At 57.9% G+C, this 14,408-nt stretch carries 11 protein-coding genes; 6 read left to right on the forward strand and 5 right to left on the reverse strand.

The window, feature by feature from the left end:
• Nucleotides 1-11 precede the first annotated feature (11 nt).
• Entirely contained in the window at nt 12-371 is a 360-nt protein-coding gene (locus ACEN84_RS01165) for a response regulator (protein WP_112715993.1), read from the forward strand.
• Nucleotides 372-1,109: 738 nt separating this feature from the next.
• On the opposite strand, the gene ACEN84_RS01170 is transcribed toward ACEN84_RS01165, so the two are convergent.
• Nucleotides 1,110-2,135 (reverse strand): LacI family DNA-binding transcriptional regulator, encoded by a 1,026-nt coding sequence (locus ACEN84_RS01170; protein WP_413708909.1) that lies wholly within the window; start codon nt 2,133-2,135, stop codon nt 1,110-1,112.
• 121 nt (nt 2,136-2,256) lie between these two features.
• Between ACEN84_RS01170 and ACEN84_RS01175 the strand changes: the two genes are divergently transcribed.
• The gene (locus tag ACEN84_RS01175) at nt 2,257-3,081 is read left to right on the forward strand and encodes a phytanoyl-CoA dioxygenase family protein (protein WP_112715997.1); all 825 of its coding nucleotides are present in this window, start codon (nt 2,257-2,259) and stop codon (nt 3,079-3,081) included.
• A 117-nt stretch (nt 3,082-3,198) separates the two neighbouring features.
• Here ACEN84_RS01175 and ACEN84_RS01180 read toward each other — a convergent pair whose 3' ends face one another.
• Nucleotides 3,199-5,448, reverse strand: a complete 2,250-nt coding sequence (locus ACEN84_RS01180; RefSeq protein WP_413708910.1) for a putative bifunctional diguanylate cyclase/phosphodiesterase — start codon at nt 5,446-5,448, stop codon at nt 3,199-3,201.
• Nucleotides 5,449-5,657: 209 nt separating this feature from the next.
• Between ACEN84_RS01180 and ACEN84_RS01185 the strand changes: the two genes are divergently transcribed.
• On the forward strand, nt 5,658-6,401 hold the full coding sequence (locus ACEN84_RS01185; RefSeq protein ID WP_354541263.1) for a transporter substrate-binding domain-containing protein: 744 nt from the start codon (nt 5,658-5,660) through the stop codon (nt 6,399-6,401).
• Between the two features lie 170 nt (nt 6,402-6,571).
• On the opposite strand, the gene ACEN84_RS01190 is transcribed toward ACEN84_RS01185, so the two are convergent.
• Entirely contained in the window at nt 6,572-7,270 is a 699-nt protein-coding gene (locus ACEN84_RS01190) for a hypothetical protein (protein ID WP_413708911.1), read from the reverse strand.
• A 204-nt stretch (nt 7,271-7,474) separates the two neighbouring features.
• On the reverse strand, nt 7,475-9,265 hold the full coding sequence (locus ACEN84_RS01195; RefSeq protein WP_413708912.1) for a thiamine pyrophosphate-requiring protein: 1,791 nt from the start codon (nt 9,263-9,265) through the stop codon (nt 7,475-7,477).
• Between the two features lie 262 nt (nt 9,266-9,527).
• On the opposite strand from ACEN84_RS01195, the gene ACEN84_RS01200 reads away from it, so the two are divergent.
• From ACEN84_RS01200 to ACEN84_RS01210, 3 genes are all read left to right on the forward strand, one after another.
• Nucleotides 9,528-10,145 carry a flavodoxin family protein gene (locus ACEN84_RS01200; protein ID WP_413708913.1) on the forward strand — a complete coding sequence of 206 codons (618 nt, stop codon included), beginning with the start codon at nt 9,528-9,530 and terminating at the stop codon, nt 10,143-10,145.
• A 1,041-nt stretch (nt 10,146-11,186) separates the two neighbouring features.
• A complete protein-coding gene (locus ACEN84_RS01205; RefSeq protein WP_413708914.1) occupies nt 11,187-11,498 on the forward strand; it encodes a hypothetical protein in 312 nt (103 codons plus the stop codon).
• A 110-nt stretch (nt 11,499-11,608) separates the two neighbouring features.
• On the forward strand, nt 11,609-13,270 hold the full coding sequence (locus tag ACEN84_RS01210; RefSeq protein WP_413708915.1) for an alpha-amylase family protein: 1,662 nt from the start codon (nt 11,609-11,611) through the stop codon (nt 13,268-13,270).
• Nucleotides 13,271-13,794: 524 nt separating this feature from the next.
• Here ACEN84_RS01210 and ACEN84_RS01215 read toward each other — a convergent pair.
• Nucleotides 13,795-14,397, reverse strand: coding sequence for a general stress protein (locus tag ACEN84_RS01215; protein ID WP_199629686.1), 603 nt, complete (start codon nt 14,395-14,397; stop codon nt 13,795-13,797).
• Between the last annotated feature and the right edge of the window lie 11 nt (nt 14,398-14,408).

The raw sequence follows: 14,408 nt of genomic DNA on the forward strand, positions 1-14,408 counted from the left end.
AGGAGATCACTATGCGGCTTTTGATCGTTGAAGATGAAGTCGACGTGGCTCTCACCATCGAGGATGTGGCCCTAGGCTTGGGGTTTGAAGTGGTTGGAATCGCGACCAACATGCAGGAAGCTCTAGAGATAGCTCCAGAAACGGAGATTGCGCTGGTCGACTTGCGGCTTGCCGATGGCATCACAGGTCCCGCAATCGCCCGCGCGCTTGTCGCAGGCTGGAATATCGGCGTGGTTTTTGTGACCGGCAGTCCTGAACTGAACGAGGAGGTCGATGGTCTGCTGACGATCGAAAAGCCAGCCACTCCAGACGTTGTCAAAGCCGCGCTTCAGGCAGCGGCGAAGTGGAGACGGTCTCACGCCCACGCCTGACGCGCGGAAGCCGGCGAAAGGAGGTGGCTTTTCCGGAACTTTGGCGGTGAATCAAAAAGATATGACACCATTTGCCGTACTGAAGTCGTTCTGCCGCATGCATAAGGAAATCTCGGCTGCGGCTCGAACTGGAAGGACAATGATTTAGCGACCATCCCCGGCCTGCGACAATTTTTGGATGCGCTGCCTTTAAGATTGATCGTCTCGAAGTCAGCGGCTTTGCTGTTCCAGGTGCCGCGGGCGGGTGCGGTTACGGTGGCCGAGGCGACGACTTTTGTCCAAACGTCCAGCTGTTACGCCGATTTTGTCGAAGACGGTTGTCCCGACCGAAATCGATGCCGCGTCCTTCAACCGTTGCACATGGCGCAGCGCTTCAATCTCTCTAACGAAATACTAGGACGATGACACCTTTCAGTTCATAAAAGCCGTCGGTCTCAGCAAGCAACTGTCCCTGTGGCGAACGACTGGCGCTTTAATGCGGAACTTACCGCGGAAACCTTTCTCGAAACCCTTGCCTCGACCGATCCAGCTTTCCAAGGAGGCAGGCGACCGCTTCTGCGTCATCCCAACCTGACCGGCGCCATCCCCTCGACAGGCTCAATTCCCAACGCAGCGCTCTCAGGTTAGTCCACTCTCCGGTCTGGACATGCCGCGAGGTGATGAGCGCAGAGGCGACGCAGTCGCGCCGTGATGTTAACTGGGAGCCGGTGCCGTGGTCGCCGGTAGCAAAGCCGAAGGTCATCCAGCCGTGCGGTAATCATCGCCACCGATGCGCATCACCGATGCTCGGTTGACCAGGGCGCAATCGGCTTTTCTAACCTGTTGTTTCCCCCCCCTAGCAGATGATAGCGATGCGATAGCCCAGCCTCCCATCGTCCGATGCGGAAGGTCGACGCTCGTTAGCTGCGGTCTTATCTGCCGACAAATCTCGCTGTCGTCGTAGCCGACGAGCGAGATATCGTCAGGGACCTTCAGACCCATGTCCAGCAGCGCATTGAGGCAGCCGAGTGCCATCTGATCGTTCTGACAGAAAATTGCCGTTGGCGGCGTCTTCAGGGACATCAGCTGGCGCGTCGCGTCATAGCCGGAGGAGGGCGTCCAGTTTCCGCGCACAACATATTCAGGAACCTCGTCCAAGCGTCGCTCTGAAAGCGCCTGCCGGTAGCCGGCAAGACGAAGACCCGCCGCTTCCATAAACATCTCTCCAGTTATCGTCGCGATCCGCTGGTGGCCACGGTCAAGCAGGGTAGCAGTTGCGCGCCGACCGCCAGCGAGCTCGTCGGGAATGATTGATGGATACTCGCCCCCCGATGTGTAGCAGTTCAGAAGGACCGCGGGCACTGGGAGCCTGCGCATGGCCGGGCTCAATTCAACCGGCCGGGTGAAGACTGACATGAAGACTATTCCGCCCACACCGGCCGCAAGCAGACGCTCGATAGCCAGTTCTTCATGCCTTTCACGGTCGAGGCTTTGGGCAACGAGTATCGTCACGTCCTGATCCCACGATACGATCCGCGCCCCTTCGATTGCATTGATTGCTTCAGGCGTCGTTGCAAGCTGATCGACGATGAAGCCGACGGAACTCCCGCGAAGGCTTTCGAGACCCGATCGTCTGACAGGACCTGACACCCCGTAGCCGAGGTCGCGAGCCGCAAGGATAACGCGAGCCTTGAGGTCGGCGGAGATCTGCACCTCGGTGACGTCGTTTAGGACCAGGGATACCGTTGCCTGCGAGCAGCCCGCCGCCTTCGCCACATCTGCCATGGTCACTCGCCGGGAAGGCTTGTCTCGTGATCGTCCGTTCAAAAGCGCACCTAATATTTATTAGCTTGACTGAAACTTATTAGTACCGCTACCGTACCTGCAGTTCAAGGAGGATAACACGATGAACGACAGTGCAAAAATTCTCAACGATGCACAGACGCTGCGGACGGATGGCATCGTCGGCTTGAAGGGGGCATTTGCGCCAGAATGGGCCGATCGTATGCGCGAAGACATGATGACGGCTTTTTGGGAAGCGATCCAGCGTCCAGGCGGCGCGGTGGGCCGAGGTCCGCGACGGTGGTATGTCGAGCTACATCCGCAGGCCTTCGGCGGATTTGTCGATCTTATCACCCATCCATGGGTCGTAGCACTTTGCACCGAAGTTCTGGGCCCCAGTTACCAGATTGTCGAAATTGGGCTCGATGTACCGTTTCAGGGAGCGAAGTTCCAGCCGTGGCATCGGGATTTTCCATCCCCACGCGACACGTATGAAGAAAAGAGGATCACCTCGCTCGCTTTCAACCTGACGGGGGTCGACGTGACCGAAGACATGGGGCCATTCGAAGTTGCTCCAGGCACACAGTATGACGACGGCAGGGAATGGAAGCATGAGATGTTTCCGGATAAATCGCTGTGGGGGCGCTTCAACGAGCGAGCCGTTCGGAAATATCCACGACGTGGTGACATTTCTTGCCGATCGGCGCTGACGGTTCATCGCGGCACCGAACATGGCTCGCCCATTGCCCGTCCGGTCATGGTGCTGGGGGTCGACGCACCAGGGGCGGGTCATGCCGAGATGCATGACATGATGGTGACACGTGATTGGTACGAGGCACTGCCCGACGTTGCGCGAGATCATCTTGTCTGCCGGGTTGTCGATGAGCTCGTCCCGATCACTCAGAAGCACGATATCGAAGGCCTTGTCATGGGGGCCGATCCAACTTGATCGTCATGAAGAAGACCGGGTGTGCTTTACCGCTTGACCGCGCCTCGCATCCAGGGATCCGGCTGTAGCGCTGGATACCACTGTCGCGACTATCGCGGTCGCTCGGTCTTGATCATCCTAGATCCGTCCGCGTAATCTTCCGTCGGGCGTCAGCATCAACGCAGCGAACTCGGCGCAGGGAAGGGGGCGGGAATAGAGGTAACCTTGGAGATCGGTGCAGCCTGCGGCAATCAGAAAGTCTCGTTGTCCGACAGTTTCGACGCCTTCTGCGGTTGCCGCCTTCCCCAGTTTCCGGCTCAAAGCAATGACGGACGAAACGATGGTGGCTCCCTCCGCCTTGCTTCCGAGCAGCGTCACGAATGAGCGGTCGATTTTGATCCTGTCGATGTTGATCTGGAGCAGGTGGCTAAGGGACGAAAAGCCGGTTCCGAAATCGTCGAGCGCAATTCGGACACCCTGAGAGCGAAGATTTCCCAAGGTTGACTGGACGGCGGCATCAACCTCGAACAGCGCAGCCTCTGTTAACTCAAGTTCAAGACGCGCCGGATCGAAGCCGGTTTCCTCGATGATGGACAGGACCTTGGAATCGAACCCGCGACGACGGAGTTGGGAGGGGGAAACATTGACCGCCACCGTCATCGTCTCGGGCCATGCTCTAGCCTCTTCTGCCGCCCTGCGCAGAACCCATTCGCCAAGCTGGTCTATCAGCCCAGCTTCTTCGGCAAGCGGGATGAACCTGTCGGGAGCAAGAAGCCCAAGCCGGGGATGACGCCACCGGACCAACGCTTCCGCCCCCGATATAGGCTCGCCGCGTGTTGCGCGGTGTACGGACTGGAAGAACAGCTCGAGCTTGCCAGCATCATCTTCCGGCCTCAGATCATTGCAGGCCGAACTTGGCATTTCGGTAAGAACCTTGCGGAGTTCCCTTGTGAGGTTTTCCCTCTCGCTGCCGCGGCTATCCATTGACACGTCATAGGTAACATATTTTCCGCGGCCGCTCGACTTTGCTTCATAGAGAGCGACGTCGGCTCGGCGTAAGGTCTCTCCTCTCTCAGCCGTCCCTTCGACGATACCGACGGCACCAATCGAGCAGCCGATCCGCACGATGACGCCGCCGCCTGCCCGAAGTTCAAAGGGCGCGCTAAGCGTTTTTATGATCTGAAGCAGCAGTTCATTATCGCGTCCGGCGCTAACACCGGGCACAAGCAGTGCGAATTCGTCACCGCCCACTCTTGCAAGCGTATCTGCGTTCCCCAGAAGCTCCTGCATGCGCGCGACTGCCTTGATCAGCAATTCGTCGCCTGCCGGATGCCCGTAGGTGTCGTTGACCTCCTTGAACCTGTCGAGGTCGATGAGGGCGAGAAGGGCTTGGTTGCCATGGTGGCGGAGACCGTCGAGGCAGTGTTTAAAGCGTTCGGAAAATAGCGCTCTGTTTGGCAAGCCGGTGAGCACATCGTGGAGAGACAAGTGGCGTGCATGGTCCTCGCTCTGAGCAAGTTCCAAGAGGCTTTTCCTGAGCCGAACCATGAGGGCAAAGAAAAGGCCGCCGATCAGCACGCCTGCGAACGTCAGAAGCGGGGTCAGCCGCGCCACGACCCGGGATCCAGGCAGGTCAGGCGTCCAGATAATGAAGCCGATCGGTTCATGTGTCGCCGTGGCCTCGATTTGGAAAGCAACTTCGTTCGCCTCTGCATCAGCGGTTCGCGCATATCGAGCACCCGCCAGGCCTTGCTCCCGGCTCAAGGTATCAAGGGTGGGCCCATCCAAGAACCGGAACGCGGCAAGAAGCAACGGCTGGGACGTCCGGGATGCTGCGTCAATGGATGCTATGCCTGCTATCGACGGACGGCCTTCCAGGCGCATCAGATCGACGCGGATCGGTGCGTTTGCAGCGGCTGCTTCTTTTCCATGCAAGACGGTCCTGACCATTGGCAGGAGGAGCGGGCGGATCCATTTGTAACGTCGGGTCGTTTCCGGGTCCGAAGCGAAGGCCAGGTCCCCTGTGGGTGTTATCAAAAACGTCCCGTTGTAGCCGAACACGGTCTTGGACATGGTCGCAAACGCTTGTGCCGTGCCTGCATCGTCCTCATTGCTCATCGAGGCACTGGCTGAAATAAGTGAGGAGTATCCGGCCGCCATCAGCCTGAGGTCGTTCGAAACACGGTCGACCTGATCCTGCAAGCGGCTGTCGACCAGCTTTCGCTGACGGTCGAGCGCTGCGGCATCGCTTTCTTTTCCTGCCCAGAGGGCTGCAACAAAAACCAGCCCCAGGATCGCCAGCCCACTGATTGCGAGCAAGGCCAGTGTCGCACTTGACGATCGTGTTGCTCTTTTGGCCAGACGTTGTGGAAAATCATATGCGGACAAAGGTACCTCTCCCAGATTTTTCAATTCTGGAGGGCATAGATTACGAAAGGCTTTTCAAGCGACTGCAAATTTAGCCGGTCAGCATGATGAGCTTCTTAAAGGTTTCGTGTTCGACTGTCCGAGTTCTGATGCTCAACCAGATGGATTACACGATGACCAGATCGAACACGTCTTTCCGCTTCAAACTGCTGGCTGTGGCATCGAGCCTGATGCTGAGTGTCGGTGCCGCCCATTCTTCCTCGGCCGCCGAACAGGAAATGGTGCGAGTTGCCGTCGAGGGGGGATTTCCTCCGTTCAATTATCTGGACTCGGAAAACAATCTTCAGGGCTTCGATGTCGATATCGCAAAGGCGTTATGCGAGGCAGCCGCGCTGAAATGCCAGTTCATCGTGCAGGAATGGACAGGTATGATCCCGAACCTGTTGGCAAAGAAATATGACGCCATCATTTCCTCAATGTCCATGAGCGCGGAGCGGCGTCAACAGGTTGCGTTCACCAGCAAATATTACGATAGTCCGTCCGTATTCATCGTGCGCAAAGGCGCCGATATCACCGGCACTTCGCCCGATGATCTGAAAGATTTGCGCCTTGGGGTGACGGCGGCCACATCGCAGGAGTCCTACGCGCGGAAATTCTACCCCGGCGTGGCAACAAGTGTGGTCCATGCGTCACCTGATCTCTACAAGAACCTGGCCGAGGGAAACGTGGATATCATCTTCGAGGACAAGTTGGCGGTGTACGACTGGTTGGCAAATACGAAGGCCGGCAGTTGCTGTGAATTCAAAGGTGAGGACGTCAAAAACGCCGAATATTTCGGCGACGGCGCGGGCATCGCCGTTCGCCCCGACGATGTCACGCTTCTTGCGAAGCTAAATGCCGCGCTGGACAAGATCCAGGCCAATGACGTGTACGATACGATCAACGCAAAATACTTCCCGTTCTCGATCCGATGACCTTGTGCCGGATCCGCATCGCTGGCGACCTCGAAAAAAGGAAAGAGCGTCCAGGTGCCGGCCTCAATAGCAGGGAGGTCGACGTTGGCATCGCGTTGTGCACAAAAAAACCCCGGCAGACGCCAGGGTTGAAGTCAGGATAACGACTGCGGGAGGGATGTCGCAGTCTGTCAAAAACGCCGGGCATCACCGTTAGTTCCTTCTGAAGAGGAAGGGTCGGACGTTTTGCCGGCGACCTCTTCCCCGTCGGCCTGGTTCAAGCTCTCGAAGGGGCGTTGCAGCGCAGCCGTACCTCGCGCGCCCGTTTGGCGAAAATCTCCATTGGCGGGCTCGCTCGTGCTCTCCAATACCGGAAAGACGCTTTCGCGATCATTGGTGGTCGGCAGCAAGGTGCCGTATCGGTGGTCATCCAAGTTGGTCTCTGGTTGTCTAGTAGAAAAAGCCGAGGCAGCGTCGGCAAGGTTGCCGTCCCAGCCGTCCAATCGCCATTGGCCAGCGCGCTCTTCAAGGTCGACAGCACCCTCAACGTCCAGTATGTCCTGCGCCGTCTCATAGTGCGCGTCGTCGACCTCTGCTGACACGAGAAAACCGCCACGTCGCAGACCCTCTGCATACGTGACCCGCTCGTCCTCGGAGATCTTCCAGCCGTCAAGCTTTCGCCAGAAGCTGTTGTCGCCGGTCACTGCGTCATCGACCCTGTCTGCCTCGAAGCCAGGCACGAAGCGGATTGCCTCCATCATCAGGCCGGCCTTCTTCAGGCGCTCTACCGCCTGTTCTGCGTCCTCGCGGGTGTCGAAGAAACCGACGAGCGTGTCTTTTGACTTGTCGGTCGACAGTGCGGGGGTTCTTTCGGTCGATAGGTTCGTCATCTCAACTCTCCTGTAGTAAGCTATATTTGCCATCGCGATCGGTCGCATGTCGGTGCAACTTTCATGCCGTCCCATTGTTCCATGCAGCGCCGATCGGTCCCGACGGGGCGCAGCGCGATAATGTGAACGTGTTGCGGCGTGGGCCATCTTCGCTGGCGTGGGGCCGACCGCTGACGCTGGCTGCAGCGGTTCGATTTGCCTCCTTCAGCTCTCACGACTGCCGGGCCAGAAGGAAGAAAGCAGTTGTCGCATGGTGCCCATGACGATCCCAGCCTCCCGGCTATCACCCTTTGCGAGTGTTTCAGTGATCTTCTTCATTTGCTCGAAGGTTAAATGCGGGGGCAGCGGTGGGACCTCCGGGTCCGTCTTGACCTCGAGCAGCACCGGCCGGTCAGACGACAGCGCCTCATCCCAGGCCGGCCCGACATTTTCTGGGCGGTCGACATAGATCCCCTTTAGTCCAATCATTTCCGCAAAGCGATGATACGGGACGTTTGGAATGCTTTGGGACGCTTCGAATTTAGGGTCACCCTCCATGACCCTCTGCTCCCAGGTCACCTGATTGAGGTCTTCGTTGTTGAAAACGCAAATCACACACCGAGGGTCGTCCCAGCTCGACCAATATTTCGCAATGGTGATGAGTTCGGACATGTTGTTCATCTGCATCGCGCCGTCCCCCACCAGCCCGATAACGGGCCGGTCGGGATGTGCAAATTTCGCAGCGAGGGCATAGGGCACAGCTGCTCCCATCGATGCGAGCCCTCCCGACAAAGAGGCCATCATGCCGCGGCGAATCTTCAAATCCCGCGCATACCAATTGGCACACGATCCGGAGTCGCTGGTGATGATGGCGCCATCAGGCAACCGGGGTGAAAGTTCCCAGGTGACACGCTGAGGGTTGACCGGGTTGGCATCCGCATGTGCCCGCTCCTCAAGCGTCTTCCACCATTTCGCGACCTTCGCCTCAATACTCTTGCGCCACTCTCCCTCCTTCTGTCTGAGATGTGGTAGAAGTGCTTTGAGGGTTTGCGCAGCGTCCCCCTGCAGATTGGTGTCCATCGGGTAGCGCAATGACAGCATGCTGGGGGTGATATCGATCTGTACCGCTTTCACGCTGCCCTCCTCGGGCAAGAACTCTGAGTAGGGAAAGCCGGAGCCGATCATCAAAAGCGTGTCGCAGTCACGCATCAAATCCCAGGAGGGCTCCGTCCCCAAGAGGCCAATGGATCCGGTGACCCACGGCAAATTGTCTGGCAATGCAGCCTTACCCAGCAGGGCCTTTGCTACACCGGCGTTCAGTCGGTCGGCAACGGCGATAACCTCGTCTGTCGCTGCCAGGGCGCCCGCACCCACGAGAATGGCTACACGCTCACCTTGGTTGAGGATATCGGCGGCCTCCTGCAGGTCTTCCAAATGTGGTACGGTGCGAGCAGCCCTGAAACCGACGCCGGAGTGAACCGTGCCGTGCTTGCGAGGGGGCTCTTCATAGGGAAGGTCCTGGAGGTCGTTGGGAAGGATAACTGCTGTGACAGTTCTGTTGGCCTTGGCGATGCGGACTGCTCTATCGATGAGATGTCGCACTTGTGCTGGTGTAGCGGCCTGATGAACGAAATCGCCGGCAACGTCCTTGAAGAGTGAGGCGAGGTCGACTTCTTGTTGATAGTGGCCACCAATTGCAGCGCGGGATTGCTGCCCGACAATGGCCAAAACCGGCTGATGATCAAGTCGGGCATCATACAGGCCGGTGAGGAGGTGGGTTGCACCAGGTCCCGATGTCGCTATACAAACCCCGATATCGCCAGTGAATTTTGCATGGGCCGACGCCATGAAAGCGCCCATCTCCTCGTGCCTGGTTTGGATGAACTCCATTTTTGCCTTCGCGCGAGCAAGAGCACCGAAGACGCCGTTGATACCGTCCCCCGGATACCCGAACACGCGACAAACGCCCCATTGGTGCAGCCGTTCCACGATGAAGTCGCCGACAGTCATTGTCATTTTTCCAATCTCCAGGACGTATTTCCTTCTGCCAAACCGGGGAAAGAGCGCGATGTTCCATTGCCCGAGGAGGTAACCTGGCGCAGCTGCAACGGTTCGGCCGCGGTAAACTGCTGTCCAAAGTCCGGCAAACGCAGGGTGGACGACCACTGCTATTATCGGAGCGTTTCGGGGAACCGACTGGTTGGTCCGGCCTTTATGTTGCACAGGGTCGAGGCCCAGAGGTGGCCATCGGTCAATTTCCCAACCGAGAGGATATCCTATGCCAATGAAAGCAGTTGCCTTCAACAGCACCCTAAAACCGTCTTCCTCTTTCGAACAGTCGTCGACCGGAAGGCTTCTTGAGCTGATCTCTTCGCAGTTTGAGACGCACGATGTCGAAACCGAGATAATCCACTTGGCCGATTACGACATCAAACCAGGCGTAACCTCTAACGAGGGGGATGGGGACGCCTGGCCGGATATCAGGGCCAAGGTGCTCGCGGCCGATATCCTTATCATCGGTACACCGATATGGCTCGGTCAGCCTTCCAGCATTTGTAAACGTGCACTGGAGAGGATGGACGCCTTCCTCGAAGAAACAGACGCTCACGGCCGGATGGTCTCCTACGGAAAGGTCGCCGCAGTCGCCGTTGTCGGAAACGAAGACGGCGCCCATCATGTTTCGGCAGAACTCTTCCAGGCTCTAAACGATGTCGGCTTTACCATCCCGGCCAATGCGTTAGCCTATTGGGTTGGCGAGGCGATGGGCTCGACTAACTTTGTCGACCTCGAGGAGATCCCCGGCGCAGTCAACACGATGATTTCTGCTCTGGCCCGAAATACCGCTCATTTGTCGCGCCTGCTAAAGCCAAATCAATATCCAAGCGATAAAAAATAACCGCCGCTGGCTGCAGCATGTGGGCGATCTCACCTGTCGGCAGCGGACGTACAAACATCGCAGTCGTCGGGCTCTTCCGGAGACAGATTGCTGCGAGCGTGCGGCCGTTGCTAAAAGCCGCATCCCTCGGGACTTGTTATCGTCTTGCCAGGAAGCGTGATAGGGTTGAGCCAAAGCGATTCCGCCAGAGATAAGGAGCTCAAAAAACCGGTTTGTGCGAACCTGGAGGTCACTCAAACGGAACTTCCTGATCCAGCCCGCGTTAGTGATATGGATCGTTAACCCTCAACAACGTATCCAGTTGTGCTTTCCGCAACTTTGAAAAAGCCTCACACTCCAGCGTGAGGCTTTTTCTTCTTCGACCGGCGGGGCGATTTCCGCACCGTTCCATTCGCTATGGCAACGGACGTTGCGGGGTGTCCCTGCCTTTGCTCACGCTAGGCAGCCCAACGTCAGCTTGCGGCCGGTGGCAGGACTGGGCAATTCGACCTAGCGCACCAGCGTGGGCGCGAAAAAAATGCCGGCAACTCGCCAAACCGGTTCCGCCCTCTCTCTTTTCGAAAAACCTCCGCCGGTGATCAGCTTAAGGCCTCTGGGAACCATTCGCTGATAAAGGTTCATAGATCGATCTTCGATCATCACCGCAGGGCCTCGCCTGATAACCTCAGACTAAGCGCCGTTGGAAGAAGCGGCGCTCTTTTCCGCAATCCCGTAGACATGCAAAGGCAACGGCCACAACGGCTAGCCGTCGCAACGCCCTGAACGCGCTCGACCCGAGGAAAAAACCCGCTGCCTTCCTGGGGGACAAGCAGCGGGCACAGTCCAGAGAAGAGGATTGCGACAAGCAATCCAGACTCACCAGCCCGTTGAGCTTACAGAATCGGACTGCCGCGAAAAGGCTCCGTCTGAAATCGGACAGTTGAGCTGAAGCCTGCATGTCGCCAGGATCGGCACCAGATTCAATCTGGACGGCGAGCGAACGTTCCCGGTGACTGGAACATTCGCGACAGCCATTACGTTGACAGCCTAAGGGAGATCGGGATGTCAGACGAAAACACCAAGACCGTCGTCGCAACTTTTCAGACGCGGGAAGCCGCCGACCTTGCCGTTGAGCACATGGTTCAAAAAGCAGGCTTGGACCGAGCCGCCATTTTCCTCGAGGCCGTCGGCCGGTCCAACAGTGCCGGTAAGATCCAGAGCGGTGGTGACACTGCATCAGCAAACCACGAGACGAGGATGGATGCCCCCCTTCGTGGTGAGATCGCCGTCTCGGTCGATGCGCGAAGCGATCAGGCGGCAGTGCTTCACCGCATCTTCGGCGACGCTGGTGCCATCCACGCTGCCGCTCGCTAAAGCAACTCGCTTGGCCATGGCATCCACACCGGACGTCGGGCGAGCTCGTGTTGAAGAAGAGAGATCGAAATCGGAGGCCTCGACGAAAAGAGCCTGCGGGAGAAAAACGCGTGATCAATGATCTATGGTACAAGAACGCCGTTGTCTATTGTCTGTCGGTCGAGACTTTCATGGATTCAAACGGTGACGGCGTCGGCGACTTTGAGGGCCTGCAGCGCCGGCTCGACTACCTCGCCGGACTGGGCGTCACCGCGATCTGGCTGATGCCATTCCAGACGTCGCCCGGGCGCGACGATGGCTATGATGTCTCCGATTATTATAACGTCGATCCACGCTACGGCACGCTCGGAGATTTCGTCGAATTCACGCATGGCGCAAAACAGCGCGGCATTCGCGTTCTCATTGATCTTGTCGTCAATCACACCTCGGACGAGCATCCCTGGTTCAAGGAGGCGAGAGCCGATAAGAAGTCGCGATACCGCGATTGGTATGTATGGTCGAAGACGAAACCTGCGGCCGCGGACGAGGGGATGGTGTTTCCCGGAGTGCAGACGTCAACGTGGACACGGGACAAGCAATCCGGCGAGTATTATTTCCATCGCTTTTACGAGTTCCAGCCGGATCTCAACACTGCGAACCCTCTTGTCCAGGCAGAGATTTTGAAGATCATGGGCTTCTGGATCCAGCTCGGTGTTTCGGGTTTTCGCATGGACGCGGTGCCCTTTGTTATCTCCGAGAAGGGCGCCGACATTGCCCAGCCCAAGGAGCAGTTCGACATGCTTCGAACGTTCCGCGAGTTTCTTCAATGGCGAAAGGGAGACAGCGTGATTCTCGCCGAGGCCAATGTTTTGCCGAAGGAAAACATCGAATATTTCGGCGATGACGGCGAGCGAATGCAGATGATGTTCAATTTCCATGTCAACCAGGCACTCTTCTACGCGATGGCAAGCGCAGATACCCGTCCGCTTGTAAAGGCGCTGAAGGATACGGAGAAGCTGCCCAAGACCGGTCAGTGGGGCATATTCCTACGCAACCACGACGAACTCGATCTCGGGCGACTGACCCAAGGCCAGCGGCAAACCGTGTTCAATGCGTTCGGACCGGACAAGGGCATGCAACTCTACGATCGCGGCATCCGCCGCAGGTTAGCTCCAATGCTGGGGGGAGACATTCGTCGTCTGAAACTCGCTTACAGCCTCATGTACTCGCTGCCAGGGACGCCCGTGCTGCGTTACGGTGATGAGATTGGTATGGGAGACGATCTGACGCTTCCAGAACGGAATTGCGCGCGCACCCCCATGCAATGGTCAAACGAGCCACAAGGCGGTTTTACAAAGAGTGAAAAACCCGTTCTTCCTGTTATCAGCGAGGGGCCTTACGGCTATGGACATGTCAACGTTGCCTTTCAGCGTCGTGACGCCGAGTCTATGCTGAACTGGACGGAGCGTATGATCCGCATGCGCAAAGAAGCGCCTGAAATCGGGTGGGGCACCTGTAGTGCGGTCGACTGCGGCGATCCGGGCGTGCTAATTCTTCGGTACGCATGGAGAGATAACGTTGTGATAGTCATACACAGCTTCCACGACAGGCCGGTTGAAATTGCTTTCCGCCTTCCGCAGGACAATAACGACGGCCCTCTCATCGACATACTGGATGGGCACGACAGCCGTGCTAACCACGACCGACGCCATCATATGGTTCTCGAACCCTATGGCTTCCGCTGGTACCGCGCCGGCGGCCTGGATTACCTTCTCAAGCGCCGGCGAGCGTAATTTAGCTTCCAAGGACGATTGCCCGGGGCGGCGTGTGATCCCAGTTGGTCAGGCAAGTCTACCGTCGAACGGCGCCTGCGGTAAAGAATTTGATCGATCAGCAACAGCGCTTATGTGCGACAGGTGGGGTTATTTGTCTGGTTGCCTTCCGCGTTAGACGCACTGCCAGTCAAGATGCGTTGCGCGTCAAACACTTGGACGCCATGATGTTCATAGGCTCCAAGAAGGCTTTTCCCGGGCCGCTTTGCCAAGCGCTGCTCTCACTTCGGACCGGGGAAAGCGCCGAAATCCCAAGGTGGTATTCCACTGGGTGGTATCACTGCCGGCCCGTTCATACGCTGAAAGATAGAACACCGGTCATGGCTTCACTTTAGCAAGCCACCTGCAGGCAATCTGTCCGGCCCGACTGGCGACACAAGACATTCCCGTCGAGGCGACACTTGTTTAAGGGAAGGTTCGCCTTCGGCATACCTGTGGGACGTGCCGAGCGGCCGCTATCGGCCGCTCGACGGATGTTCCAACCTTCAGCCGCGGCGGTAACGCTGGCGCTCCGCCTCGATCTGCTCGATCGTATAAGGTTCGGCACTTTCGTCGAAGCGGCTCCAACCTTGCTGCTGATAGCTCGTGCGACGGGATACATAATCGACCGGACGGGATGCCGACAGGATCGACTGCGCAACTTCGGCTTTGCTGTCCTCGACCTTTGCCGTCACAACGGAGCCGCCACGGCGGATACCTTCAGCATAGAAGTTGGCTTCATCCTCGGGGACACCTTCGCTGATCATCGCGCCGACAATGCCGCCGACCGCGCCGCCGGCCACCGCGCCGGCAACCGCGCCTGCAGCCGTTGCTGCGAGCCATCCCGCAGCAACGACGGGGCCAACACCTGGAATGGCAAGCATGCCGAGGCCGGTAAGCAGGCCACCGGCGCCGCCGGCCACAGCGCCGACGCCAGCACCGGCACCCGCACCTTCGCCTGCGTAAGAACCCTGGCCCTCGACATCAACACCATTCGCCTTGTTCGTCACAATACTGATGTGATCGGAAGGGACACCCGCTTCTTCCAGGGCCGTGACGGCGGACCGGGCATCATCGTAGCTGTCATACAGTCCGGTAACAGTTCTCATTTGATCATCTC

It is taken from the genome of Rhizobium sp. Rhizsp82, from assembly GCF_047325115.1.
Taxonomy (GTDB): domain Bacteria; phylum Pseudomonadota; class Alphaproteobacteria; order Rhizobiales; family Rhizobiaceae; genus Rhizobium.